The 24,649-nt window shown below is 56.3% G+C and carries 21 protein-coding genes; 11 read left to right on the top strand and 10 right to left on the bottom strand.

All coding sequences use genetic code 11. The features are described from left to right. Positions 1 to 419: 419 nt before the first annotated feature. Together merA and merF are read right to left on the bottom strand one after the other, a co-directional pair. Entirely contained in the window at positions 420 to 1,826 is a 1,407-nt protein-coding gene (gene merA / locus DCS96_RS03345; RefSeq protein ID WP_116472930.1) for a mercury(II) reductase, read from the bottom strand. Continuing rightward, complete coding sequence (gene merF, locus DCS96_RS03340) at positions 1,826 to 2,068, bottom strand: mercury resistance system transport protein MerF (protein WP_116472929.1); 243 nt, start codon at positions 2,066 to 2,068, stop codon at positions 1,826 to 1,828. The genes merA and merF overlap by 1 nt, the downstream gene beginning before the upstream one ends. A 170-nt stretch (positions 2,069 to 2,238) precedes the next feature. On the opposite strand from merF, the gene merR reads away from it, so the two are divergent. Next, entirely contained in the window at positions 2,239 to 2,655 is a 417-nt protein-coding gene (gene merR / locus DCS96_RS03335) for an Hg(II)-responsive transcriptional regulator (RefSeq protein ID WP_232818171.1), read from the top strand. Positions 2,656 to 2,683: 28 nt separating this feature from the next. After that, positions 2,684 to 4,120, top strand: a complete 1,437-nt coding sequence (locus tag DCS96_RS03330) for a heavy metal sensor histidine kinase (protein ID WP_116472927.1) — start codon at positions 2,684 to 2,686, stop codon at positions 4,118 to 4,120. A 4-nt stretch (positions 4,121 to 4,124) separates the two neighbouring features. On the opposite strand, the gene DCS96_RS03325 is transcribed toward DCS96_RS03330, so the two are convergent. Next, the gene (locus DCS96_RS03325; RefSeq protein WP_232818239.1) at positions 4,125 to 4,469 is read right to left on the bottom strand and encodes a c-type cytochrome; all 345 of its coding nucleotides are present in this window, start codon (positions 4,467 to 4,469) and stop codon (positions 4,125 to 4,127) included. A gap of 119 nt (positions 4,470 to 4,588) precedes the next feature. Next, a complete protein-coding gene (locus DCS96_RS03320; RefSeq protein ID WP_116472925.1) occupies positions 4,589 to 5,074 on the bottom strand; it encodes a cupredoxin domain-containing protein in 486 nt (161 codons plus the stop codon). Positions 5,075 to 5,283: 209 nt separating this feature from the next. On the opposite strand from DCS96_RS03320, the gene DCS96_RS03315 reads away from it, so the two are divergent. After that, positions 5,284 to 5,967 (top strand): heavy metal response regulator transcription factor, encoded by a 684-nt coding sequence (locus DCS96_RS03315; protein WP_116472924.1) that lies wholly within the window; start codon positions 5,284 to 5,286, stop codon positions 5,965 to 5,967. A 48-nt stretch (positions 5,968 to 6,015) separates the two neighbouring features. On the opposite strand, the gene DCS96_RS03310 is transcribed toward DCS96_RS03315, so the two are convergent. Continuing rightward, complete coding sequence (locus DCS96_RS03310) at positions 6,016 to 6,426, bottom strand: RAD23 family protein (RefSeq protein ID WP_116474510.1); 411 nt, start codon at positions 6,424 to 6,426, stop codon at positions 6,016 to 6,018. A gap of 226 nt (positions 6,427 to 6,652) precedes the next feature. Between DCS96_RS03310 and DCS96_RS03305 the strand changes: the two genes are divergently transcribed. The 7 genes from DCS96_RS03305 (at position 6,653) to pyk (ending at position 16,237) form a co-directional block, all read left to right on the top strand. Next, positions 6,653 to 7,201: a LamG domain-containing protein gene (locus DCS96_RS03305; RefSeq protein WP_157953566.1), complete on the top strand. Its 549-nt coding sequence runs from the start codon at positions 6,653 to 6,655 to the stop codon at positions 7,199 to 7,201. A gap of 7 nt (positions 7,202 to 7,208) precedes the next feature. Further along, positions 7,209 to 8,324: an efflux RND transporter periplasmic adaptor subunit gene (locus DCS96_RS03300; protein ID WP_116472922.1), complete on the top strand. Its 1,116-nt coding sequence runs from the start codon at positions 7,209 to 7,211 to the stop codon at positions 8,322 to 8,324. 8 nt (positions 8,325 to 8,332) lie between these two features. Further along, on the top strand, positions 8,333 to 11,434 hold the full coding sequence (locus tag DCS96_RS03295; protein ID WP_116472921.1) for an efflux RND transporter permease subunit: 3,102 nt from the start codon (positions 8,333 to 8,335) through the stop codon (positions 11,432 to 11,434). Further along, positions 11,406 to 11,825, top strand: a complete 420-nt coding sequence (locus DCS96_RS03290; RefSeq protein WP_157953565.1) for a hypothetical protein — start codon at positions 11,406 to 11,408, stop codon at positions 11,823 to 11,825. The genes DCS96_RS03295 and DCS96_RS03290 overlap by 29 nt, the downstream gene beginning before the upstream one ends. A 223-nt stretch (positions 11,826 to 12,048) precedes the next feature. Further along, positions 12,049 to 13,371 (top strand): 30S ribosomal protein S12 methylthiotransferase RimO, encoded by a 1,323-nt coding sequence (rimO, locus tag DCS96_RS03285; protein ID WP_116472919.1) that lies wholly within the window; start codon positions 12,049 to 12,051, stop codon positions 13,369 to 13,371. A gap of 289 nt (positions 13,372 to 13,660) precedes the next feature. Continuing rightward, positions 13,661 to 14,512 carry a MurR/RpiR family transcriptional regulator gene (locus DCS96_RS03280; RefSeq protein WP_116472918.1) on the top strand — a complete coding sequence of 284 codons (852 nt, stop codon included), beginning with the start codon at positions 13,661 to 13,663 and terminating at the stop codon, positions 14,510 to 14,512. A 285-nt stretch (positions 14,513 to 14,797) separates the two neighbouring features. Continuing rightward, on the top strand, positions 14,798 to 16,237 hold the full coding sequence (gene pyk / locus DCS96_RS03275; RefSeq protein ID WP_116472917.1) for a pyruvate kinase: 1,440 nt from the start codon (positions 14,798 to 14,800) through the stop codon (positions 16,235 to 16,237). A 778-nt stretch (positions 16,238 to 17,015) separates the two neighbouring features. Here pyk and DCS96_RS03270 read toward each other — a convergent pair. Together DCS96_RS03270 and DCS96_RS03265 are read right to left on the bottom strand one after the other, a co-directional pair. Continuing rightward, positions 17,016 to 19,283, bottom strand: coding sequence for an acyl-CoA dehydrogenase (locus DCS96_RS03270; protein ID WP_116472916.1), 2,268 nt, complete (start codon positions 19,281 to 19,283; stop codon positions 17,016 to 17,018). Between the two features lie 27 nt (positions 19,284 to 19,310). After that, complete coding sequence (locus DCS96_RS03265) at positions 19,311 to 19,937, bottom strand: TetR/AcrR family transcriptional regulator (protein ID WP_116472915.1); 627 nt, start codon at positions 19,935 to 19,937, stop codon at positions 19,311 to 19,313. Positions 19,938 to 20,169: 232 nt separating this feature from the next. On the opposite strand from DCS96_RS03265, the gene rsmS reads away from it, so the two are divergent. After that, on the top strand, positions 20,170 to 20,331 hold the full coding sequence (gene rsmS, locus DCS96_RS03260) for a pleiotropic regulatory protein RsmS (RefSeq protein ID WP_116472914.1): 162 nt from the start codon (positions 20,170 to 20,172) through the stop codon (positions 20,329 to 20,331). Positions 20,332 to 20,519: 188 nt separating this feature from the next. On the opposite strand, the gene speA is transcribed toward rsmS, so the two are convergent. The 3 genes from speA to DCS96_RS03245 form a co-directional block, all read right to left on the bottom strand. Then, positions 20,520 to 22,424: a biosynthetic arginine decarboxylase gene (gene speA, locus DCS96_RS03255; RefSeq protein ID WP_116472913.1), complete on the bottom strand. Its 1,905-nt coding sequence runs from the start codon at positions 22,422 to 22,424 to the stop codon at positions 20,520 to 20,522. Positions 22,425 to 22,497: 73 nt separating this feature from the next. Continuing rightward, the gene (gene speE / locus DCS96_RS03250; protein ID WP_116472912.1) at positions 22,498 to 23,355 is read right to left on the bottom strand and encodes a polyamine aminopropyltransferase; all 858 of its coding nucleotides are present in this window, start codon (positions 23,353 to 23,355) and stop codon (positions 22,498 to 22,500) included. Positions 23,356 to 23,705: 350 nt separating this feature from the next. Next, positions 23,706 to 24,641: a patatin-like phospholipase family protein gene (locus DCS96_RS03245; protein ID WP_116472911.1), complete on the bottom strand. Its 936-nt coding sequence runs from the start codon at positions 24,639 to 24,641 to the stop codon at positions 23,706 to 23,708. Positions 24,642 to 24,649: the final 8 nt, after the last annotated feature.

Below are 24,649 nucleotides of genomic sequence, written 5' to 3'. Positions count from 1 at the left end.
CCCGGCTCACCGGGGTGTTTTTGTTGATGCCTTTTTTTTGTACAACCCGTTTGGGTGTAGAATGCGCCCTCTTTTTATTTGTCCCCTTGAAGTGAGTTACGCCACGTGAGTATGTCTGTCCCCCGCATCGGTTTTGTCAGCCTGGGTTGGCTCAATGCGATCAGACCAATACATCATTAATCACTCACCAAGCCAGACTACCCTATTGATTTAAAATAGTTTTTTATCAATTCTTGCCAAGTGGTCCTTCATTGCAACATAGCTTGCCAACTTGCTGAGGACGGGTATCTGACATGCTCGCTATCCAGATGCCGGGCCGACATCGAATACATCAACAACCCGCCGCCCCTCTGGCTTCATACCAAATGAGCCCGTCACTCACAGCAGCATGATCCCCGTGATGGCACCCTCATGCTTTTTCAGGCAGCACAACAGGACAGCTGTTTGATATCCTTCGTGAAGGCTTGGGCACAGAGCTTCAGGCCCTCCACCATGGTCAGATACGGAAACAACTCATCCCCGATCTGCTGCACTGTCATCCGGCTGCGTAGGGCAAATACCGCTGCCTGGATAAGCTCCCCTGCCTCGGCAGCCACCGCCTGAACGCCGAGCAGACGGCCAGTGTCTTTCTCCGCTACCATTTTGATGAAGCCGTGAACATCGAAGTTCACCTGTGCCCGTGGCACGTTATCCAGTGTCAGGGTACGGGTATCCACCGACAGTCCCCGCGCTTTTGCCTGTGCTTCGCTCAAGCCGACGGTGGCAACCTGTGGAGCGGTGAAGACCACTGTCGGCATGGCGCTCAGATCCAGTTTTACATCGCCACCGGTCATGTTGATCGCCGCTCGGCTACCCGCCGCCGCGGCCACATAGACATACCGGGGCTGATCGGTACAATCGCCCCCTGCATAGATACCGGGCACCGACGTTTCCATCCGCTCGCTCACCTCAATGGCTCCTTTGTTCGTCCTTACACCAATCATTTCCAAACCAAGCGCCTCGGTATTCGGGACTCGCCCCGTGGCCACCAGCAGCTGTTCGGCACGACATTCTCCGGCAGGGGTCTGCAAGATAAATTCACCGCCCGAGTATGCCACCCGGCTTGCCTGGGTTTGCCTGAGCACATCCATGCCCTCTCTGTAGAAGGCGGCCTCCAGGGCATCGCCGATGGCCGGGTCTTCACCGGATAGCAGACGGCTGCGAGCCAGAACGGTGACTTGGCTGCCAAGCCGGGCGAAGGCCTGCGCCAGCTCCACTGCTACTACCGAAGCACCGATAACTGCCAATCGTGGGGGCACCTGATCCAACAGCAGGGCGGTAGTGGAGGTCAGATAAGGGGTTTCCGCAAGTCCGGGAATGGCTGGCCTCGCAGGACGTGCCCCGGTACAGATAAAAGCCCGGTCGAACCGAATATGCTGTTCCGTGCCGCCTGGTTGACGAACAGCCACTGTTCGGGAGTCGACAAACCGTGCCTCTCCCCCAACCAGGGTGATGTGCGGGTTGTCACTGATAATGCTTCCGTACTTGGCATGCCGCAGCCCTTCCACCAGCGCCTGTTGCTGCTCCACCAGTCTGGCACGATTGATTTCAACGGATTGCTTGCTCACTCCACAATCGAAGGGGCTGTTCCGGCGTAGATGGGCAATGTCAGCAGCACGGATCAGGATTTTAGAAGGCACGCATCCAGTATTAACGCAGGTGCCACCCAGGGTACCACGCTCAATGATGGTTACCCTGGCACCACGTTCCACTGCCTTCAGGGATGCGGCCATGGCTGCACCGCCGCTGCCAATAACAACAATATGGGGTGACTGCTTATGGTTCATCATGATTCCTTACCGGATGGGGGGTTGCAGCTTGCCTGCTGCTTCTTCTGACGCCATAGTGCAAAGGCCGTGAGCCCGATAAAAAATATCAGGGCAGGCAACAGCACGTAGTCCAGATAGCCAATGAGTGAAGCCAGACCAAGGGCACCGAATAAAATAACCAGTACCGGGGTGAAACAGCACAGTGCCACAACAAGGGTGCCAATCAGCCCGATCCTGAGCAGTGTTCCGGGGTGACTCATGTTTCCTCCTTACGGGTAGATGGATAACCGGCGTTGGTCGTGGCCCAAATCGCTTTTCTCCTTCGGGGTATCAACACCAGCCTCCTTTTGTTAACCAGCTAATTATGTCAACCTTACTTCCGTAGCCAACTACGGAGTCAAGTGTCATGTCGGGAACACAAAGGTCTTCAATGACCATCGGCAAGCTGGCCAGGGCGGCGGACATGAATGTGGAGACTATCCGCTACTACCAGCGGCGAGGGTTGGTACCAGAACCTGACAAGCCTCCTGGCGGCATACGCCGCTATGAAACGACTGTTCTGACGCGTCTTCGGTTTATCCGCACGGCTCAGTGGCTGGGTTTCAGTCTCGATGAAATTGCTGGCCTGTTAAAACTGGAGGATGGCACTCATTGTGATGACGCCAGGAAACTGGGCGAACGGCAGTTGGCCAAAGTGCGCGCCAAAATCCAGAGCCTTCAACAGATTGAGAAGGTACTGGGTGAGCTGGTTAAGGAATGTTGTATCCAGGAGGGAGACGTCAGTTGTCCGCTGATCTTTTCTATATATGATGGACTTGGGACACAACCGGATGGCAATGCAAGATGACACTATCAGCTCAGGAGCGCTCCCCAGAGTGAAAGGTTTACTATCCCTGACCGCCCGCTTAAGCATTGTGTTTGGGCTCACCATGCTCGGCATCTGGATACTGGTCAGCGTACTGCTGTTACATGCCCTGGGTCACCATTTCGATAAGCAGGACGACACGGAGATCACCGGCAAGCTGCAACTGGCCACAAACTTCCTGTCGGCACATATCGAGTCCGGAGCACAGGACTGGTCATCCCTGAATCATCAGCTTAATGATGCCCTTCTGGGGCACCACAGCCTCTATATTCTTATCCTGGATCCACAAAGCCAGGTGTTGGCCGATATTCACCCGCCTGGTTCGGCACAACCCGGCATGGCATCGGGGAATGGCGGATGGGGGCTAGCTCCGGGAAGCATTGAAAACTGGAGTGAAAGGGGCACCGTTTTTCGCAGTATAACGGAGCAGTGGGTGCCGGAAGGTACCGGGAAGCAGGCCGACCTCCCCCCGTATTTTCTTGTGCGTGCCACCATAGATACCAGCTATCACCAGCATTTTATCAATGAAATAAAAAATGGGCTGTATTGGTTTACCCTGGGTATCGGCTTAATTTCACTCTTTCTCGGGTGGATTGCCTCCCGGATAGGATTGAAGCCGCTGCGTGAATTGACATCGGTCTCCAAAAACGTAACCGCCAGTCAACTCAACCAGCGCTTGTCACTGGATCATGCTCCCTCCGAGCTCTACGCCCCAATCAAGGCATTCAATACCATGCTTGACCGCCTGGAGGCGTCATTTCAGCGGCTGTCAGAGTTCTCTTCCGATATTGCCCACGAGCTGCGTACACCGGTGAACAGCCTGATGATGCAAACTCAGGTGGCGCTGGCACAGCCACGAGATGCCGAGGACTATAAGGAAGTGCTTTATGCCAATCTGGAAACAGCCGAGCGACTGGCGAGAATGATTGGTGAAATGCTGTTTCTGGCCAAATCGGAGCAGGGCCAGCTGGCCATGCAGCGTGAGCCACTTGAACTGGCCGATGAACTGGACGAATTGCTTGAGTTTTTCGAGCCGCTCGCCAGTGAAAAGCAGGTACGGTTACAACGGCAAGGCAGCGCCAACCTGCTGGGTGACAGATCCATGCTGCAAAGGGCATTCAGCAACCTGCTGACCAATGCCATTCGCTATACACCGACGCAAGGCGAAGTGCACATTTCTGTCTGTAGTGACAGCAAGGGCACCACCGTTAAGGTCGCCAATCCAGGCCCGGCCATTCCACCCGAACAGTGGCCTCGGCTGTTCGATCGTTTTTACCGAGCAGACAGTGCCCGTCAGTCGGTCACCGAGGGCACCGGGCTTGGCCTGGCTATCGCCAAGGCGATTATCGATGCCCACGACGGTAGCCTGTCGGTGCACTCCAATAAACAGGAAACCTGTTTTACGGCCCATTTTGCCCGCACAGGCCCGTTAACTACTATCGAATAGCGGCTTACTCGATGCCGTGTTGCCGCTGCTGTTCACGGATGTAGGCAATGATGTCGCCGACTTCTTCGCGGGTGACGCCGGGTACCGGTGGCATGTCCCCAAAGCGCCAATGATGGGCGCGTACCCCGTTGGCGGCTGCCCGGTAAAAGGCTTCATCGCCATGATGGGATGGCTCATACACCTTGTGAATAAACGGTGGTCCCTGGCGAGTGCCTTTTAAGTCTGCACCATGACAGCTGGCGCAGTTATCCTTATAAGCCAGCTTGCCCTGCTGTATTTGCTCGGTTCCGGCGGACAAGTCACCCGGCAGAAAATGGCTGCCCACCATGGCGATCGCGGCCAATATCACAATTCCTGTACCCCATAACCACCAGCGGTGAGCCTTTGATGTTTTGTGCACGGCGTTACTTACCTTCTTGCTCGGCTGACTAAAAAAGTGGCATGGGAGCCTACCCATGCCATCATCCTTTACATCACCTGTATCCGGCCCTGCATGCCCGCCTCCATATGGCCGGGGATCAGGCAGGCAAAGTCGATGGTGCCGGCCTGATCAAACTGCCAGACCAGGCCGCCTTTCTGGCCCGGTTGCAGGCTGATCATATTGGGCTCGGCGTGCTGCATATCCGGCATCTGGCGCATCATCTCGGCGTGTTCCTGCAACGATGAAAGGTTGCCAATCACCAGCTCATGGGACAGCTTGCCCGGGTTTTTGATGAACAGTCGCACGGTTTCACCCGCTTTCACCTCGATTTGTTCAGGTGAAAAACGCATATCATCGCTCATCACCACTTCGATGGTGCGGCTGACCTCGGCAGAACTGCCGGGCCGACCTATGCCGTGCATATCCTGCTGCATGGCTGCCATATCATGGCCTTGGTGGCCACCGTGTTCACCCGCAGCCATCGCCAGGCCGGGTAACAAAGACAGCATTAAAACCGATAATGTCTTTTTCATGTTTTTACCTTGGTATGAATTTGCCTTTGCAATAACGGATTAGTACCAGAAACAGACAGCATACCGGTTAGCCGCTGTCTCGTAGATGACTCATCCATTACAAATTTGTCATGTAGGGTGTGGCAGCCTGGGTTCCGTGGCTGCTGCTGGTCTCCCCTATTTTTTCTGATAGGCTGTCAGCTATCCGAGCAAGCACAACACGAACTCACATGAAACTTCTGATTATCGAAGATGAAATCAAGACCGGCGATTACCTGCAACGTGGCCTGAACGAAGCCGGTTTTGTGGTTGACCTGGCACGCAATGGAACGGATGGTCGGTATCAGGCAATGAACGAGCCCTACGATCTCATCATTCTGGATGTGATGCTGCCGGACATGGATGGCTGGCAACTCCTTCAGTCATTGAGGAACGAAGATAAGCAGATGCCCGTGCTGTTTTTAACCGCTCGCGACAGCGTCGAAGACAGGGTCAAAGGCCTGGAACTGGGCGCGGATGACTATCTGGTCAAGCCGTTCGCCTTTTCGGAATTACTGGCCCGGGTACGCAGCCTGCTGCGCAGGGGAGCTGCATCGACCTTGAAAGACTGTCTACATGTTGCCGACCTGACTCTGGAGTTGACCAAGCGCCGGGCAATCCGGGCGGGTAAACGCATCACCCTGACCAATAAAGAATTCGCCCTGCTTGAGCTGATGGTGCGCAGGCAGGGAGAAGTGCTGCCCCGCTCCCTGATCGCATCCCTGGTGTGGGACATGAACTTCGACAGTGATACCAATGTCATCGATGTGGCCATCCGCCGTTTACGGGCTAAAATTGATGACGATTTTGAGCCAAAGTTGATCCAAACCGTGCGCGGCATGGGATATACCCTGGACCTGCCGAATCACGGCTAGCCGCTGCGTATCAGCAACACCTTACTGTTCTGTCGGAGGAAACCGTGCTTACCTTTCCTCCGCCACATCATGATCCATCATCTGCTCCATCATCATGTGCATCATGTTCATACGCTGCTCCATCATGCCCATACGCTCTTCCATGTCCATGGGTGACATCCCTTTGCGACCCGGCACCATACCTCCCTGACCTTTCATCATCTGCATTCCTTCCCGCATGCTCTGCCTATGGGTCTGCATCAATGTCCTGCGCTTTTCGGGATCGCTTTCCTGATTTATTTCTGCCATTAAAGCCTGCATTTCTTCCATATGCTGATGCATGGTCTGCATCTGTTCCTGGTTCATCATGCCCATCATAGCGCCGTGTCGGTGTGACCCTGTCTGCGACTGATGACTGTCGGCAAGCACTGGACCTGCCATGACAGCGGTGACCATCAACATCCTGACCAATTTTTTCATGATATTTTCCCTATATACCATCCGGATAGAACCCGAAGCTATCTCCGGTAGCTGCAATGTTCAGTCTAGTTGGCCAGAACAGCGACAACGCTTCATTACAGATTTGTCATTTTTATGTTGCCTCGCCCTCGGGTATGCTCCCCTCGCCCACCATGGCCACCGCATCCGGAAACAATCGCGGTACTCAGAATCCGTCATGACCGCATGAACCAAGGGAGTTATTTGAGTGTTATCCGCCATTCGTTTAAAACGCCTCGCAGGACGTGCCTTGTATCTCTGCGCCCTGATATCCGTAGCCGCTCCCCTGCATGCCCATGAAGGACATGATCATGCTGCTCCGGAGCGGACCGCAGCCGCCATCACCTCACCCCGGGCGTCCGCCCACAGTGAGCTGTTTGAACTGGTGGCCATACCGGACGAGACACACCTCATTATTTATCTGGATCGGTGGCAGGATAATGCACCGGTCACCGGCGCAACCCTTGAGCTGGAAAGCGGGAATTGGCAGGTCGAGGCCACCGAGTTGAGTGCAGGCACCTACAGGGTCGAAGCCCCCTTTGTCACCTCCCCCGGTCAGTATGAACTGATGTTTACCATCAGTACCCAGGACGATCTTGATCTGCTGGCCACCACGCTGGACATCAGCGCGCCACCTGCCACCACGGTACCTGAACACCCGATGCCGATGCTTGCCCTGATGGTCGCCGGCACTGTCATCATTCTACTGTTGCTGTACCTACTGTTACGTCGCTTGTACCCATCTGCCCGGAAATAATCACACCATGAAGATACTGATCCCGATGTTCAGTTTAGCGTTGCTGTTGTCACCCCTGCTGGTACAGGCCCACGGCGACGAAGATCACGGTGATGTAAGTCATGCCGAGCCTGCCGGCAGCAACAGCACCCTGCTCACCAGCGACAAGCCCCGGCGTCTGCCCGATGGTCGTGTATTCCTGCCCAAGGAAACCCAGCGCCGGTTGGCGTTGCGGACCCTGGTACCGGAGGAGCAGCAGGTAGCGCGAACCGTGATGCTTAACGGACATGTGGTGATGGATCCCAATGCCAGTGGCCGGGTACAGCCGCTACAGGCGGGAAGGTTGATGGCCGGCCCTTCCGGGCTACCACTGCTGGGCCAGAAAGTCGCCAAGGGAGAGATACTGGCCCAGGTCATGCCTGCGGTCTCGACCTTCGATCTGGCGACCCAGGCCGCCCAGATTGCAGACTGGGAAGTACGCCGCCAGCTGGCCGAAAAAGAACTGGGGCGCTTGCGCAACCTATCGACCGTGGTGCCCCGTAAGGAAATAGATGCCGCCGAAGCCGAGCTGGCCGGACTTACCGCCCAGATAAAGGCATTGAAGCAAGGGGTGATCAAACCCGAATTGCTGTTGTCGCCCATCGATGGGGTGATTGCCTCCAGCTCGGTGGTGAACGGACAGGTGGTGGAAAGTAAGGAAATCGTATTTGAAGTCGTCGACCCGGCCCGGTTGCTGATCGAAGCTCAGGTCTACGACCCCAAGGTCGCCAACCGGATTGTTTCAGCCAGTATCCCCAACGACACCACACCACTGACCTATATCGGCAGTGGCAAAGCCCTGCGTGAAGGTGCGCTTCCCCTGCTTTTCCGAGCGCAAGATGCACAAGATCTGGTGCTCGGGCAGTTGCTTACCATCGTCGCCCAGACCGATCAGACCCTGCGCGGCATGCCACTCCCGGCTTCCGCCATCGTCAAGAATGCGGCCAATGAATCGGTAGTCTGGCTGCATGTTGACCCCGAATATTTTGTGGCCGAACCAGTCCAGGTCCAGCCCCTGGATGGTGAGCAGGTAGTCGTGACCGGCCTGCGGGAACAGCAGCGCGTGGTAGTACAAGGCGCCACCCTGCTTAACCAGATTCGTTGAGGGAAGATATGTTTAGTTGGATAGTCAACACCAGTTTACGCAACCGCCTGATGGTGCTGGTTACGGCCCTGATAATGATGATATACGGCGGGGTTACCTCCTGGCAGATGCCGGTGGATGTGTTTCCGGATCTGAACAAGCCGACCGTCACCATCATGACCGAGGCCGGTGGGATGGCACCGGAAGAAGTCGAGCAGCTGGTGTCGTTTCCGTTAGAAACCCGACTTAACGGCATGCCTGGTGTTACCCGGGTTCGCTCCGTGTCCGGTGTGGGCCTGTCCATTGTGTATGCCGAGTTTGACTGGGGATCGGATATCTACCGCAACCGGCAACTGGTGTCCGAGCGCCTCAATGAAATACGGGAGCAGCTACCCGCCGGGGTAAGCCCCACCATGGGCCCGATTTCATCCGTAATGGGCGAGATCATGCTGATCGCCTTTCCCGCCGATGGCGACGGGGCAAGTCCGATGCAGGTACGCGAGTATGTGGATTTTATCCTGCGCCCCCGCTTGCTCTCGATCCCGGGAATTGCCCAGGTGATCCCCATCGGTGGCGAGGTCCGGCAATTCCGGGTGGAGCCCAATACCGCCCTGATGAATCAGCTGGACATCAGCTTCTCGCAACTGGAGCAGGCGCTAGCGGCATTTTCCAGCAATACCAGCGGGGGCTTTCTGGAAAAAAACGCCCGTGAATATCTGATCCGTCACCTGGGGCGCACCACCCGACTGGAAGATCTCAAGAATATTGCGGTGGCGGTGCACAACGACAACCCCATCCAGCTCAAACAGATTGCCGAGGTCAAGTTCGCCGCCGCCACCAAGCGGGGTGACGCCGGTTTTAACGGTCACCCGGCGGTGATTGTCAGTGTGCAGAAACAACCCAACGCCGATACGGTCAGGCTCACCGACGACATTGAGCTGGCCCTGGCGGAACTGCGTCATTCCCTGCCCCCGGGCATGACGCCGCCGCAGATATCGTTCAGACAGGCTGACTTTATCGAAGCCTCGATCTTCAACGTGCAGGAAGCCCTGCGCGATGGCGCCATCATGGTCGCGGTGATCCTATTCTTGTTCCTGCTCAATGTACGCACCACGCTGATCTCACTGACGGCAATTCCGTTATCGATGGCGGTCACCGCGCTGGTTTTCAAACTCATGGGCTTGTCCATCAATGTCATGACCCTGGGCGGACTCGCCATTGCCATCGGTGAACTGGTCGATGATGCCCTGGTGGATGTGGAGAATGTGCTCCGTCGCCTCAAGCAGAGAAAACCCCAGGGCATTGCCCGGATCATCCAGACCATAGCGGCAGCCTGCAATGAGGTACGCTCCGGGGTGGTGATTGCGACTCTGGTGGTAGTGCTGGTGTTTGTGCCCCTGTTTGCCTTGCCCGGTATAGAGGGGCGGCTGTTTGTGCCACTGGGCATAGCCTATATCACCTCCATCCTCGCCAGTATGGTGGTAGCGCTGACGGTGACGCCGGTGATGTGCTTCTATCTGCTGCCCAGAATGAAACGCATATCTCATGGCGACTCCTTCCTGGTGACCTGGCTGAAAAACTGGGACAAACGACTGCTGAACGCCAGCTTTGACCATGCCCGGCCGATCCTGCTCGGTGCCTGTGCCCTGCTGTTGCTGGCCATCGCCACTGTGCCCTTCTTTCCGCGCGCCTTCCTGCCCGCGTTCAATGAGGGTACCCTGACCATCAGTTTGCTGCTCAACCCGGGCACCTCGCTGGAGGAATCGAACCGTATTGGCCGTCTGGCCGAGACCGCGATTCTGAGCGTACCCGAGGTAAAAAGCGTCGGCCGCCGTACCGGTCGAGCCGAGCTGGATGAACATGCCGAAGGCGTACATTCCACCGAGCTGGATGTGGATTTGAAGTCCAGTGAGCGTGACAAGGAAGCGATCATGGCAGATATTCGTGCCCAGCTGGCCCCCTTACCGGCGGTCGCTCTGCTGGGCCAGCCGATTTCACATCGGCTGGATCATCTGCTGTCCGGGGTACGAGCCCAGATTGCCATCAAGATCTTCGGGGATGATCTGGATACCCTGCGCGGGCAGGCAGCCAGTCTGCGAGAGCAACTGCTACTGATACCCGGGCTGACCGACCTGCAAATTGAAAAACAGGTGCTGATCCCACAGATTAAAATTCGTCTCGATTATGGCCAGGCGGCGTTATACGGTATTTCTCCCGGCCAGTTGTTGTCGAACCTGGAAACCCTCACCGAAGGGGATACGGTCACCCAAATTATCGACGGCAACAAACGCTTCGACCTGGTGGTGCGCCTTCCCGACCAGGAGCGTAATCCCCAAGGTCTGGCCAATATGCTGATAGACTCCCCCCATGGCCGGATCCCCTTATCCCGGGTCGCGAGCATAGAGGAAGATGATGGCCCCAATCAGATCGGCCGGGAAAACAGCCGCCGCCGTATCGTGATTGCCGCCAATACCGATGGCTCGGATCTCGCTGCGGTTATCGCTCAGATCCGGCAGACCATCGCCGCTAGCCCCCTGCCTGAAGGATACTTCATCAATCTGGAAGGACAGTTCCAGGCTCAGGAACAGGCAACCCGGATGATCGCCCTGCTGTCACTGGTGTCTTTTTCACTGATCTTCATGGTGCTCTACAGCCGTTATCGTTCATCCCGGCTGGCGCTGATGATCATGGGCAATATCCCCATGGCCCTAATCGGCAGTGTGGCCGCCATGTGGCTGGCGGACATTTCGCTCTCGGTTGCGTCCCTGGTGGGCTTTATTACCCTGACCGGGATAGCCACCCGCAATGGTATTCTCAAAATCAGCCACTACATCAACCTGTGTAAATTTGAAGGCGAGCACTTCGGCAAAGAGATGATCGTGCGTGGCTCGCTGGAGCGGCTGACACCGGTACTGATGACGGCGCTGGTGGCGGCCTTTGCGCTATTACCGCTGCTGCTGGCGGCGGATGCCCCCGGCAAGGAAATACTACACCCGGTCGCCGTGGTCATTTTTGGCGGCCTGGTGAGCTCCACCTTGCTGGATACCCTGTTAACACCTCTGATGTTCTGGCTTTACGGGCAGCCTCCGCTAGAGATGCTGCTTGAAGATAAATCCGAAGATACTTTTTAATACCTTAATCGAAGGAACAAACCCGATGAAAACATGCCGCTTGCTGGTCTTGAGTATGCTGTTACCCTCCTGGGTATACCCCCATGGAGATCTCATCCCTGCCCACGGCGGCCTGATCACTGAAGGCAAAAACATCACGGTAGAGCTGGTGACCCAACCCGATATGACCAGGGTTTATTTGAGTGAGCACGGCACACCCATAGATTCCTCTGCCGCCAGTGGTGAACTGATATTGCTCAGCGGCGGCAAGAAGTCCCAGATCCCGCTCGCTCCCGCCGGATACAATGCCCTTTCAGGACCAGGGGTCAACCCTGAGCCCAATGCCAAAGCTGTAGTCAGGGTAAACGTACCTGATGTGGGTAAAGAGCAAATCCGCTTTGCATTGGAATAGCGCAACCAAGGCCTCCTTATTGGGGCATTTGGGAAAAGTCCTGGCTGGCACAGGCATTCGGTAGGCTGTTCGGAAAAGCTCAGGAAACATGTGCAGGCTGAGGTAAGGAAACCCCAGGTCAATTGCCGGCAGCTGTTTCTGGGCGCAGATGGTTTACTGTCCTGACCTTCCCGTTTGCGCTACAATTGCCGCCTTCCCCGTCAGTTTGGTTAAAAAACAAGCAATGAAAGATAGCAAAGTCCCCCGCATCGGTTTTGTCAGCCTGGGTTGTCCGAAGAATCTGGTCGACTCCGAGCGCATCCTGACCCAGTTACGTATCGAAGGTTACGAAGTGGTTCCCTCCTACGACGATGCCGATCTGGTGATAGTGAACACCTGTGGCTTTATCGACAGTGCCGTGCAGGAATCCCTGGAAGCCGTAGGCGAGGCCCTGAGCGAAAACGGCAAGGTGATCGTCACCGGTTGTCTGGGCGCCAAGGAAGATCAAATCCGTGAAGTGCATCCCAAGGTGCTGGAAATTACCGGTCCCCATTCCTATGAGCAGGTGCTCAACCATGTGCACCAGTATGTGCCCAAGCCGGAGTTCAATCCCTTTGTCAGCCTGGTGCCCGAACAGGGCGTCAAGCTCACCCCCAAGCATTATGCCTACCTGAAGATTTCCGAAGGCTGCAACCACAAGTGCACCTTCTGTATCATTCCCTCCATGCGCGGTGGCCTGGACAGCCGCCCCATCGGTGAGGTGCTAAGTGAAGCCCGTCGCCTGGTAGACGCAGGTGTAAAAGAACTGTTGGTGATCTCCCAGGACACTTCCGCCTACGGGGTGGATGTAAAGCACAAGACCGGCTTCGCCGACGGCATGCCGGTCAAGACCCATATGCAAAACCTGTGCGAAGAACTGGGCAAGATGGGCGTCTGGGTGCGGCTGCATTATGTCTACCCTTACCCGCATGTAGACGACCTGATCCCGCTGATGCGCGACGGCAAGCTGCTGCCTTATCTGGACATCCCGCTACAGCACGCCAGCCCACGCATCCTTAAACTGATGAAACGCCCGGGCGCCGTGGAGCGCACCCTGGAGCGTATCCGCAGCTGGCGCGAGATTTGCCCGGAGATCACCATACGCTCGACCTTTATCGTCGGCTTCCCCGGCGAAACCGAAGAAGACTTCCAGCTGCTGCTCGACTTTATCGAGCAGGCCGAGCTGGATCGGGTGGGCTGCTTTACCTACAGCCCGGTAGAAGGCGCCCGTGCCAACGAGCTGCCGGACCCGGTACCGGAAGACGTCAAGCAGGAGCGCTTTGATCGCTTCATGGCACTGCAACAGGCCATCTCCACCCGCAAGCTGGCGCTCAAGGTGGGCAAAACCCTGGAAGTGCTGATCGATGAGGTGGACGAAGAAGGTGCCATCGGCCGCTCCAGTGCCGATGCCCCGGAAATCGACGGCCTGGTCTACCTGAATGGCGAAACCAGCCTCAAGCCCGGTGACAAGGTGATGGTCAACATACAGCATGCCGATGAGTACGATCTCTGGGGTGAACTGGCTTAACCCCGCCCGCTCACGGCGCCAGTAACCCCCTAAAAACTCAACCCTGTTACCCAAGGTAACAGGGTTTTTGTTTGCCCGGACGATGACAACCGTTGTTAATTCCTTCCATTTGTCATTAAATGACATAAAAAAATGAAAATATCTCCCTTGCTCGGTCAGGTTTTTAGAGATTAGTCATACTTTGGTATAGGACTACTCTCAAGCTAACCGTTTGTCTTGTATAGTAGACATCATATTTCAGCTTTACGGGGTAGCTTCATACCCTGTCGCATCCAGCCCGGTTATCCAGATGAATACGTTAGAAAAAATCACAAAAAATATCGATAGTTTCAGCAAGTCTGAAAGAAAAGTGGCGGAAGTCATCCTCGCGTCACCACAAACCGCCATCCATTCCAGCATCGCCGCCCTGGCCAAGCTGGCGGATGTCAGTGAGCCGACGGTCAACCGTTTCTGCCGCCGCCTGGATACCAAGGGCTTTCCCGACTTCAAACTGCACCTAGCCCAGAGCCTGGCCAATGGCACACCCTATGTGAATCGCCATGTGGAAGAAGACGACACACCCGAGTCCTATACTGCCAAGATTTTCGAGTCCAGCATGGCCTGCCTGGACGCCGCCCGCCACAGCCTGGATCCGCTCGCCGTCAACCGCTGTGTCGATATCATGACCCAGGCCAAAAAGCTGTCATTCTTCGGCCTGGGAGCCTCCTCCGCCGTGGCACACGATGCCATGAACAAGTTTTTCCGATTTAACGTGCCCGTGCTCTGCTTCGACGATGTGGTGATGATGCGCATGAGCTGTATCGGCAGCAGCGAAGGGGATGTAGTGGTACTGATTTCCCATACCGGACGGACCAAGGCACTGGTGGAAATTGCCCAGCTGGCCCGTCAGAACGATGCCATCGTCATCGGCCTGACCGCCAAGGATTCTCCGCTGGCGCGGGAGTGCTCCCTGGTGTTATCGATGGACGTGCCGGAAGACACGGACGTATACCTGCCCATGGCCTCACGCCTGGCCCAGATGGTGCTGATCGATGTGCTGGCTACCGGCTTTATCCTGCGCCGCGGAGGCAAGTTTCGGGAAAACCTGAAAAAAGTTAAAGAAGGGATAAAAAATTCACGATTTGATAACCCTCACCTTTAATGTTGATCAGATGGCCGGCATTTACCGGCCATTTTTGTGATCCAGTCTACACTTCCTGCCAGACATAGGGTATTCTTGGTAACAATTTACAAAACTAAGGGCACAGCGTCAGATCGTGAGCAAGCCAGTCTCAATGTTAACCGGATGTCAAATCAGCCGAAACATGGCCGCCGAATCGCTATCTGCAGATGCCTACTGTCAGTCTGACATTCGCAGTCCGCACCATTTTAAACCCCACGCTTATTGTTCATCATTACTTCGAATGTATTTCAACTGGAGTCTCATATGTTAAGACGTACCAAGATTGTCACTACCCTGGGCCCGGCCACGGATCGCGACGATAACCTGGAAGGTATTATTCGCGCCGGCGCCAATGTGGTGCGCATGAACTTCTCCCACGGCACCCCCGAAGATCACATGGCCCGTGCCAACAAGGTGCGCGAAATCGCCCAGAAACTGGGTAAGCACATTGCCATCCTGGGTGACCTGCAGGGTCCCAAGATCCGGGTATCCACCTTCAAGGACGGCAAGATACAGCTGGCTGTTGGCGACAAATTCGTCCTGGATGCCGCCCTCGGCAAGGGCGAAGGGGATCAGCAGCAGGTCGGTATCGATTACAAGGCGCTGCCTAAAGATGTGAAAACCGGGGATGTACTGCTGCTGGATGATGGCCGGGTACAACTCAAGGTAGAATCTGTCGATGGCGACCGGATCCTGACCGAAGTCACCGTTGCCGGCCCACTATCCAACAACAAGGGCATCAACAAGAAGGGAGGTGGCCTGTCGGCGCCGGCCCTGACCGAAAAAGACAAGGAAGACATCATCACCGCCGCCAAGATTGGCGTCGATTACCTGGCTGTGTCTTTCCCGCGCACCGGTGAAGATCTGCGCATCGCCCGCGAACTGGCCCGTGCCGCCGGCAGCAATGCCAAGATCGTCGCCAAGGTCGAGCGTGCCGAGGCCGTGGCCACCGATGCCGCCATGGAAGATGTGATCCTGGCCTCGGACGTGGTGATGGTGGCCCGGGGAGATCTGGGTGTGGAAATCGGTGATCCCGAGCTGGTCGGCGTACAGAAAAAACTGATCCGCACTTCCCGTCGCCTGAACCGGGTGGTGATTACCGCTACCCAGATGATGGAATCCATGATCAGCGCCCCGCTGCCGACCCGTGCCGAGGTGATGGACGTGGCCAACGCTGTGCTGGACGGCACCGATGCGGTCATGCTGTCGGCCGAAACCGCCGCCGGTGACTTTCCGATCGAAACCGTCAAGGCCATGGTGGATGTCTGTCTGGGGGCAGAAAAGCACCCCAGCGTCAATGTCTCCAATCACCGGATGAACTTCACCTTCACATCGGTGGAAGAAACCGTCGCCATGTCTACCATGTACGCGGCCAACCACCTGCAGGGGGTCAAAGCCATCGTCGCCCTGACCCACTCCGGTACCACACCGCTGCTGCTGTCCCGCATCAGTTCCGGGCTGCCGATCTTCTCCCTGTCCCGGGAAAAGCAGACTCTGGGCTGGTCAAACCTGTATCGCGGCGTTACCCCCGTGTTCTTTGAGCCCTCCGATGAGCAGAACACGGCAGAAGTCTGCCGCGAAGCCCTGGCCTGCCTGAAGCAAAGCGGCTATGTCAATGCCGGTGATCTGGTGCTCCTGACCCACGGCGACAAGATGGAAGTGGTCGGCAGTACCAATACCTGCAAGATACTGACCGTAGAATAAGCAAGGCAATAGTTTGCCGGATAAAGCCGAACCAGAGGGTTCGGCTATACTTCCAAACCAAGGGCCACTGAACTTTTCAGTGGCTTTTTTAATTTCTTTGTAATTGCTTTCAAAAAACCACGACTGGAAAAACTGGCTTAATACCAGTGACATGGCCGGAAAATGCGCCTGCTATTCCGGCCTTCCCGCCATCTATCTGACGGTCAGATGGCATGTCCCGAGCCCTCAGTGGTCAGCTTGCGGCCTGCATCAATTTCGGTGATGGGCCAAACATCCTCGCCGGAATTGTAATACGGACAACATCCCAATAGCGGCGTTTGCCAGTCTGTTTGAAAAACAAGCGGATGCGCTATGAATGACCTTGGCCTGTCATAGTTGCAGCGCAAAATTCAACCAGATCATTCCGTATGATAGAATCGCCCCTTGGCATCCCGGTTACCAGAAGGAAACTGACATGGACGAACCCCTATGTGCCCGATGTGGGTCACGAAGCATTCGTATCCGCCGAAAAACCTCCCAGAAGCTGCGATACCGAGGATCGAGACGATACCGTTGCCTGGGTTGCGACGCCGTCTTTCTGATTATCAGGAAGGGTCTCCATATTCAGGAAGTGGCCAGCAATAACGAGAACAAGGCTGACAAGAACAGCCCTTGAAGCAGGGCTCGGGTGCAATTTCAGTCAGGGACGGTCCCCTAACCATCACGGTTTCGTCAGCCCAATCAATGCAGGTGACGGGACCCTGCTAGCTAATCTTGGCGTGTGGCCTTTTACTGGGCCTCAGGCAACGTCGTCAGTTTTTTGGCGCGACTGGCGGGCCAGCACCTCTGCCGGGAAGCTGTCCACCGCAATGGCGGCGCGGCGCCATTCATCCGCCTGCAACAACCGTTGAATATCGGTCTCGGTCAACACTCCCTTTTCCCTGGCCTGTTCGAGCAAGGTGGTTAGCGTCTCCTTTAGGGGCAGTGTACCGTCATGCTGGGCATCTGCCAGTGTTTTCTCCAGACCCTGAACCGCCAGCATGGCACCGAAGGCTCGCTCCAGCTGACCCAAACCAGGCTCGCTCTGCTCTCCGATATAACACAGCCAGGTCAGCCGCTCACGTATCCCCCCAGTACTCATCAACTGCTTGCTGATCGCCTGGGCATGTCGATCCAGTGGTTTCTTGTATCGCTTGCCCAGGGGGAAAATCAGGGCTTTCAGGATAAAAGCCATCGGCCGGTTGGGGAAGTTCTGCAAGAACCCTTCCAGGGCATCGGCGATCAGGTACAGGTTGCGGCCGACGGCATAATGCACGAACGGCAGTTCATCGACAGGTCGGCCGTTGTCTTCGTAAAATTTCAGGGTGGCCGAGGCCAGATACAGGTGGCTGAGCACATCACCCAAACGGGCGGAGAGCATTTCCCTGCGCTTGAGATCCCCGCCCATCATCAGCATGGCCACATCGGCACACAGGGCCAGTGCCTTGCTCATCCGGGTCAGCTGACGGTAGTAACCGGCGGTTTCACCGGCCACCGGCGACGAGTTAAGGCGGCCGCCGGTCATCCCCTGCCAGAAGGCGCCAAACACATTGCCAAGAGCAAAGCGGATATGCTTGAACAACAGGATATCGAAGGCATCCAGGCCCGCCTGCTGATCCGGGTTGGCCGCGGCCTCCAGTTCTTGCAACACATAGGGATGACAGCGGCTGGCTCCCTGACCGAAGATCATCAGGTTACGGGTCAGGATATTGGCCCCCTCCACGGTAATGGCCACGGGGATGCCCATATAGCTGTGGGCCAGATAGTTGCTTGGCCCCATTTGAATTCCTTTGCCTGCATGCACGTCCAGCGCATCATCGATGACGGTGCGCGCCATTTCCGTCATATGATACTTGGAAATAGCGGTCACTATCGCCGGACTTTCATTCAAATCCAGGGCGCGGGTAGTCAGGCGGCGGGTGGCTTCCAGCTGGTAGGTCAGGCCACCGATGCGGCCCAGGGCTTCCTGTACTCCTTCAAACTTGCCGATGGACAACCCGAACTGCCTGCGCACATAGGCGTAAGCCCCGGTGCTGCGGGTCGCCAGATGGCCGCTGGCGGTGCCCAGTGCCGGCAGTGAAATACCCCGCCCGGCAGACAGGCATTCAACCAGCATGCGCCAGCCGCGCCCCGCATAGTCGGGACCACCGATGATCCACTCCAGGGGAATAAAGACATCCTGCCCCCGGGTCGTGCCATTCAAAAACGCCAGCCCCATGGGAAAATGCCGATCACCGATTTCCACTCCCGGGTGGCTGGTGGGGATAAGCGCGCAGGTAATACCCGGCTCCCTGTTCTCCCCCAGCAAACCATCGGGATCGAGCAGCCGAAAGGCGAGACCGAGTACGGTGGCCCGGGGGGCCAGGGTAATATAGCGCTTGTCCCAGTTCAGGCGGATACCGAGCACCTCTTCGCCTTCAAACTCAGCCCGACAGACAACGCCGGTGTCGGGTATGCCCCCCGCATCTGAGCCGGCCTCGGGACCGGTCAGGGCAAAACAGGGGACTTCCGAGCCCTTGGCCAGCCCCGGCAGCCAGCGATCTTTCTGTTGCTGGGTTCCATAGTGCATCAATAGCTCACCGGGCCCCAGGGAGTTGGGCACCATGACGGTCACAGCGGCGCTGATGCTGCGGGTAGCGATACGGGCGACTATCGTCGAGTTGGCATAGGCGGAAAAGTCATGTCCGCCATAGGATTTGGGGATGATCAGCGAAAAAAAACCCTCCCGCTTCAGGTAATCCCAGACTGCCTCCGGCATTTCCCGCCGTTCGTTGACGATATGGTGATCGTCCAGCATGGCCAGCAGGGTACTGACCTGATTGTCCAGGAAGCTCTGCTCATCGAAGGTCAGGGTAGAGGGACCATAGGCCAACAACTTTGACCAGTCCGGCTTGCCGCGGAACAGTTCGCCATCCCACCATACCGAGCCGGCCTCCATCGCTTCACGCTCGGTAGCCGACAGGGGAGGCAAGATCTTCTTGAAGGTGTTAAACGCAGGCTCACTAATCCATTTCTTCCGTAAACTCATGCTCCCTGTCCTCCTGTATGATTAAACCTAGGATCTGGCACCAACACCGCTGGCGAGATAGGGGATCAGCTTGCGTACCAGGCCCTCGACATCGATTTCTTCATTAAAGTCGGCCTGGGCGATATCGCGCAGGGCATCGCTGGAGGCCATGGTGAAGACCACTGTGCCCAGGGTGAAATGCAGCCGCCAAAACACATCGGATGCCGATAGCTCAGGGGCCCCCTTGCGGATGGCCTGGGAAAAATGCTCCAGAACCTGCCCATAGTGATTAACGATAAACCAGCGCAAGAACCCCTGGTTATCAATATAGCCACGACCGAGCAGCTGAATAAAAATCTCCGGCCCCCGCCGCTTGATCCTGGTGAGCGCCATCAAGGGGGCGACAAAGCACTCGAATACCTGCTCCAGCCTGAAGTCGGGCTCCTGCAGCAAACGTTGCAGCGCGTCGTCCACATTCGGCATAAAGATGCTTAGGTAGCGGTCCATGACCGCCTTGATCAAATCTTTCTTGGATCCAAAGTGGTAATTGACCGATGCCAGGTTGACATCGGCGGTGCTGGTGATGATGCGCAGGGAGGCGTCATTGAACCCTTGCTCGGCAAAGAGAACTTCGGCGGCATCGAGTATTTTCTGCTTGGTGTCTTTCTTGCTCATCGGTCATCCCGGAATAAAACGCATGTTTTAAATTTACGTTTCAGAGCTGCCTACTGTCAAGCTTAAAGCCGGGGAGATATTTTTTTATTTTTGGGAATTTATCGGGAACCTTATGGTTAATATTTGTTCATACTTAGTGCCACTGCAATTAAGCACTAAGTCTTCGCCCAGCCCTGCTGGGCATTTTTTTGTGTAAAATAAGGCTTTTACCTCAAACCAGAGAGGAGACCCCATGAGCCTGGCCGACGCCCCACCGGAAATTAAGCTGGCCGTTGATTTGATCGAACTGCTCGAGCTCAACGAAGTAGAGCCCGCCGTCGCTCTCGCGGCCCTGGCGATTGTCAGGCGGGATTTTGAACATAAACTCGAACAACAAAAGACGGCTGATAGTTGATCCCCGTGACACTCATCAACAGCACTGTTGTCATTGTTGACCGGCTGTGTAGAGCAAGCGGTATCCTCCCTTGCCCTGCTCCCGATATGGCTGGCACTAAAAAGCCGGAAGCCGGATAATCCGCATCCACAGGCTGGCGTGCGGCATAACCTGGCTTCCGGCTTGGCTTGAAGGATGACGCCTGCTGCTTACAGCTCGTCTTCCAGGTAGGCATACCCTTCCAGGCCGGCCGACAATTCTTTGAGCAACATGGTACGGGTATCTTCATCCAGGTCGGGATGATTGGCCAGCACTTCATAGCGGGCATTGATCACCGACGGATCGATATCCACATAGCGCAGCATTTCGGCCACATTGCTGCCTTCCTTCACATTGCTGATCACTACCTTGCCCTGCTCATCCACCGCCACTTCGGCACTGTGGGTATCGCCAAACAGGTTGTGCATATCGCCCAGGATCTCCTGATAGGCTCCGACCAGGAAGAAGCCCAGGTACTGGGGCTGGCCGGGGATGAACTCCGGCATCGGCAGGGTGGTTTCCACACCTTGACCATCCACATACTGGTCGATGGCGCCGTCTGAATCGCAGGTGATATCCAGGATCACCGCCCGGCGGGTCGGTGCCCTGTCCAGTCCATCCAGCGGCAACACCGGGAAGATCTGATCAATCCCCCAGGCATCGGGCAGCGACTGGAACAGCGAGAAATTGACGAAGCATTTATCCGCCAGCTTCTCGTTCAACTCATCTATGATGGGTCTGTGGGCCCGGTTCACCGTATCCAGCCGCGACTTGATGCCCAGACAGATATTCAGGTGCATTTCTTCCGCCCAGGCCCTGTCTTCCAGGGTCATCAGCCCCATGTTGTACTGCTCGTGCACATCGGCCAGCTCAGCCACCGTATCGTGGTATATTTCCAGCAAGGGCGGGTCTTCACGGCACAGATCCTGCCAGGTTTCCCAGATATTCTGCAACAGGAAGGCCGCGTCTTCCGCCGGCGCCTTGGCCGCCTGAGGATTGGCCGACTCAATGCTGATCACATTAGCCACCAGCAACGCATGGTGGGCTGTGATGGCCCGACCGGACTCACTGATGATCAGCGGGTAAGGCAGATCGTATTCACGGCACACATTGCCGATGCCCCACACCACATTGTTGGCATACTCACGCAGGTTATAGTTGGCCGAACAATAGCTCTGGGAACGAGTCCCCTCGTAATCCACCCCCAGGCCGCCGCCCACATCGACGATATCGACCGGCACGCCCATACGACGCAGTTCGCCGTAGAAGCGACCGCATTCACGTACCCCTTTCTGGATATCGCGAATATTGGCTATTTGGGAGCCCAGGTGGAAATGCAGCAGCTGCAGCCAGTCCAAACAATCGGCATTGCGCAGCTGTTCGACCAGGCTCAATACCTGGGCGGCACTCAGGCCAAACTTGGATTTTTCACCGCCGCTGGACTGCCACTTGCCCGCCCCCTGGGAGGCCAGCCGAGCCCGAACCCCCAGCCGGGGGCTGACATTGATACGCTTGGCCTCTTCCATCACCATGGTCAGTTCGGACAGCTTCTCGATCACGATATAGACCTGATGGCCCATCTTGGTACCGAGCAATGCCAGGCGAATATATTCCTTGTCCTTATAGCCATTACAGACAATCACCGATTCGGTTTCATGGCTATGAGCCAGCACCGCCAGCAGCTCCGGCTTGGAGCCGGCTTCCAGACCCAGTCTGGGCTTGTCCTTATAGGCCTTGGTCACCGCTTCCAGCACGCCGCGTTGCTGGTTGACCTTGATCGGGTAGACGGTCAGGTAGTCGCCCTGGTAACCATAGTCTTCGATGGCACCATTAAAGGCACTGAACAGGGCATCGATACGGCTCTTGATGATGTCGGGAAAGCGCAGCAACACGGGCGCGGCAAAGCCTTCCGCCTTCAGTTGCTCTACTACCTCGGTCAATACCACCGCCGCATCGGGGCGGCTCTTGTCGGGCGTGACAACGACTCTTCCCTTGTCGTCCAGATGAAAAAAACCGGCTCCCCAATAAGGCAGGTTATAGATCTTGAGGGCGTCGCTTGCGGACCAATCAGCCATATCTTTGTCCCATTGAAATTGTTCGGGCCATAGAATAAATCGAGCCTGAAACATTCAGGCTCGAATCAGTAAATTACGCCTCGATGGCATCGAGTACGTAGCGAGGCAGGGCAAAGGCGCCCTTGTGTACCTCTGGGGTATAGTAACGGGTTTTCAACCCGGCGGCATTAAAACGGGCCTGCAGGGTTTCCAGGGCCACCGCTTTCAACGACGGGTCCTGACTGGCCCAGGCTAGGGTCATGACGCCACCCACATAGGTGGGCACGGCTGCACAATAGAAGGTGCGGTCGGCAAAATAGGGGGACAGCCGCTTGGCCGTGGTGGTGACCTCATCCAGCTGCATAAAGCAGACGCCGTTCTGGGCAACGAAAATACCGCCCTCGTTGAGGATCCGCCGACAGCCTTCATAGAAGGCGGAAGTAAACAGGGCCTCTCCCGGGCCGATAGGATCCGTGCTGTCGGAAATGATCACGTCGAAACGGCCGTCGCTGTTGGCGACAAAGTCCTTACCGTCACCGATCACCACCTGCACCCGGGCATCTTCATAGGCGCCCTGGGAATGATTGGGCAGGTATTCCTTGCACATCTCGATGACCTGCTGGTCAATTTCCACCATGGTGACCTGTTCAACGGTCGGATGCTTGAGCACCTCACGCAGTATGCCGCCGTCGCCGCCACCGATGATCAGCACGCTTTTGGCATTGCCATGGGCAAACAGCGGGGTATGGGTCAGCATTTCGTGATAGATAAATTCATCCCGCTCCGTGGTCTGGATAACACCATCCAGTGCCATTACCCGGCCCATTTCCTGATTTTCGAATATGATCAGGTCCTGGTGTTCGGTCTGATGATGGAACAACACCTTGTCGATGGTGAATGACTGACCATAGCCTGGATAGAGGCTTTCTAAATAACGCGTGTCCTGAGACATGGCTAACTCCTTGACTGGGCGCTCAAACGAGCGCCACCGGCACAGGCCGGGCATAATACCAACAGCGACAGTATAGCCGCCCGTCTAGAAAACTCGGTTGATTGACCCGGTGATAATAACGAACGGGGGGGGCTGGCAGTCATGACCACGCATGCTGCACACATCTGCAATGACCGGACGAGCAACTGTATCCATACGACAAATGGTTTGCCACACTGCCTCATATTCAATTGTCATCCTGTCCTGCCGTGCGCATCAGGCCGGCGCCTGCACCCCTGTCAATCGGGGGGCGAGTGTACACAGTGCATGCCCGCTTGACCAGTATCAATATCCTGTAATAAAGGCATTTTTTAGCACACAGATATATCCAGCAGCGCCGCCCCCAGTGAATATAAAAAATAGCGGCCACAGCGCAGACCCAGCTGATAATCCTGCTCCAGCTGAGACCTGGTTGAACCGAGCACCCGGCTCACCAGTGGCCGACTGGGATAGATCTCGATCACCCGGGCATCAAGGGGAGGATCCTTGATAAAGGATTGAGTATCGGAATAGCAACGCTCATGGGCCCGCACTATCTGCATTATCTCCCCGAAGCGATCGGCCCCGATCCACTGCTCCAGCCGCTGGGCCCATTGCAGGCTGACCCGGCTGTGCTGGGGTACGGTCCGGATCACCACTATGGTCCTGGCTCCCCGCCGGTAGGCCTCCTGTACCGGAATGGCATCGGCAATGCCGCCATCCTGGTAACGCTCACCCTGCCACTGTACGCCGGCCCGGTAAAACAGGGGAATGGCACTCGATGCCTTCATGCCCGTCATCCAGTCGACTTCCCGGGGGTGGAAATAACAGGCCTGCACATCGCGAGTCCTGGTACTGCAAAACAACAGCTCCCGACCGTCCAGGCGCTGCAGGCCCGTCTCTATATCAAGGGGGTGCTCGCCGGACAGCACCTCGAAATACCAATCCAGATCCACCAGATCTCCGCCACGAACAAAGTCCAGTGGCCGGAAGAAATTCGATCGGGTGGTGTAATCGATGATCATTTCCCTGGCATAGCCGGCCGCGTTACAGGTAAAGGCCGACAGGTTCTGGGCTCCCGCCGACGATCCTATCATCAACTGGAAAGGGTCATACCCCTCCGCCATAAAGGCATCCAGCACACCGGCCGTAAAGATACCTCGCTGCCCACCACCCTCGCACACCAAGGCTAACGTGCCCCTGCCCGCAGGAGCCGGCCCCAACAAGGGAGCCACTCTTTCCCTATTGATGGATAGATGATTCGCCATAATTGCAT

The organism is Zobellella maritima (assembly GCF_003075035.1).
In the GTDB taxonomy this organism is placed as follows: Bacteria; Pseudomonadota; Gammaproteobacteria; order Enterobacterales; family Aeromonadaceae; genus Oceanimonas; species Oceanimonas maritima.
The sequence above is the reverse complement of the archived record's forward strand: the minus strand, read 5'-3'. Positions and strand labels throughout refer to the sequence as shown.

Coding starts and splice junctions, on each gene's coding strand:
- merA (WP_116472930.1), bottom strand. CDS start 1,826: ATGAACCATAAGCAGTCACCCCATATTGTTGTTATTGGCAGCGGCGGT.
- DCS96_RS03320 (WP_116472925.1), bottom strand. CDS start 5,074: ATGAAAAAGACATTATCGGTTTTAATGCTGTCTTTGTTACCCGGCCTG.
- speE (WP_116472912.1), bottom strand. CDS start 23,355: ATGTCTCAGGACACGCGTTATTTAGAAAGCCTCTATCCAGGCTATGGT.
- DCS96_RS03265 (WP_116472915.1), bottom strand. CDS start 19,937: ATGAGCAAGAAAGACACCAAGCAGAAAATACTCGATGCCGCCGAAGTT.
- rimO (WP_116472919.1), top strand. CDS start 12,049: ATGAAAGATAGCAAAGTCCCCCGCATCGGTTTTGTCAGCCTGGGTTGT.
- DCS96_RS03280 (WP_116472918.1), top strand. CDS start 13,661: ATGAATACGTTAGAAAAAATCACAAAAAATATCGATAGTTTCAGCAAG.
- DCS96_RS03315 (WP_116472924.1), top strand. CDS start 5,284: ATGAAACTTCTGATTATCGAAGATGAAATCAAGACCGGCGATTACCTG.
- merF (WP_116472929.1), bottom strand. CDS start 2,068: ATGAGTCACCCCGGAACACTGCTCAGGATCGGGCTGATTGGCACCCTT.
- DCS96_RS03310 (WP_116474510.1), bottom strand. CDS start 6,426: ATGAAAAAATTGGTCAGGATGTTGATGGTCACCGCTGTCATGGCAGGT.
- speA (WP_116472913.1), bottom strand. CDS start 22,424: ATGGCTGATTGGTCCGCAAGCGACGCCCTCAAGATCTATAACCTGCCT.
- DCS96_RS03300 (WP_116472922.1), top strand. CDS start 7,209: ATGAAGATACTGATCCCGATGTTCAGTTTAGCGTTGCTGTTGTCACCC.
- rsmS (WP_116472914.1), top strand. CDS start 20,170: ATGAGCCTGGCCGACGCCCCACCGGAAATTAAGCTGGCCGTTGATTTG.
- DCS96_RS03270 (WP_116472916.1), bottom strand. CDS start 19,283: ATGAGTTTACGGAAGAAATGGATTAGTGAGCCTGCGTTTAACACCTTC.
- pyk (WP_116472917.1), top strand. CDS start 14,798: ATGTTAAGACGTACCAAGATTGTCACTACCCTGGGCCCGGCCACGGAT.
- merR (WP_232818171.1), top strand. CDS start 2,239: ATGACCATCGGCAAGCTGGCCAGGGCGGCGGACATGAATGTGGAGACT.
- DCS96_RS03245 (WP_116472911.1), bottom strand. CDS start 24,641: ATGGCGAATCATCTATCCATCAATAGGGAAAGAGTGGCTCCCTTGTTG.
- DCS96_RS03295 (WP_116472921.1), top strand. CDS start 8,333: ATGTTTAGTTGGATAGTCAACACCAGTTTACGCAACCGCCTGATGGTG.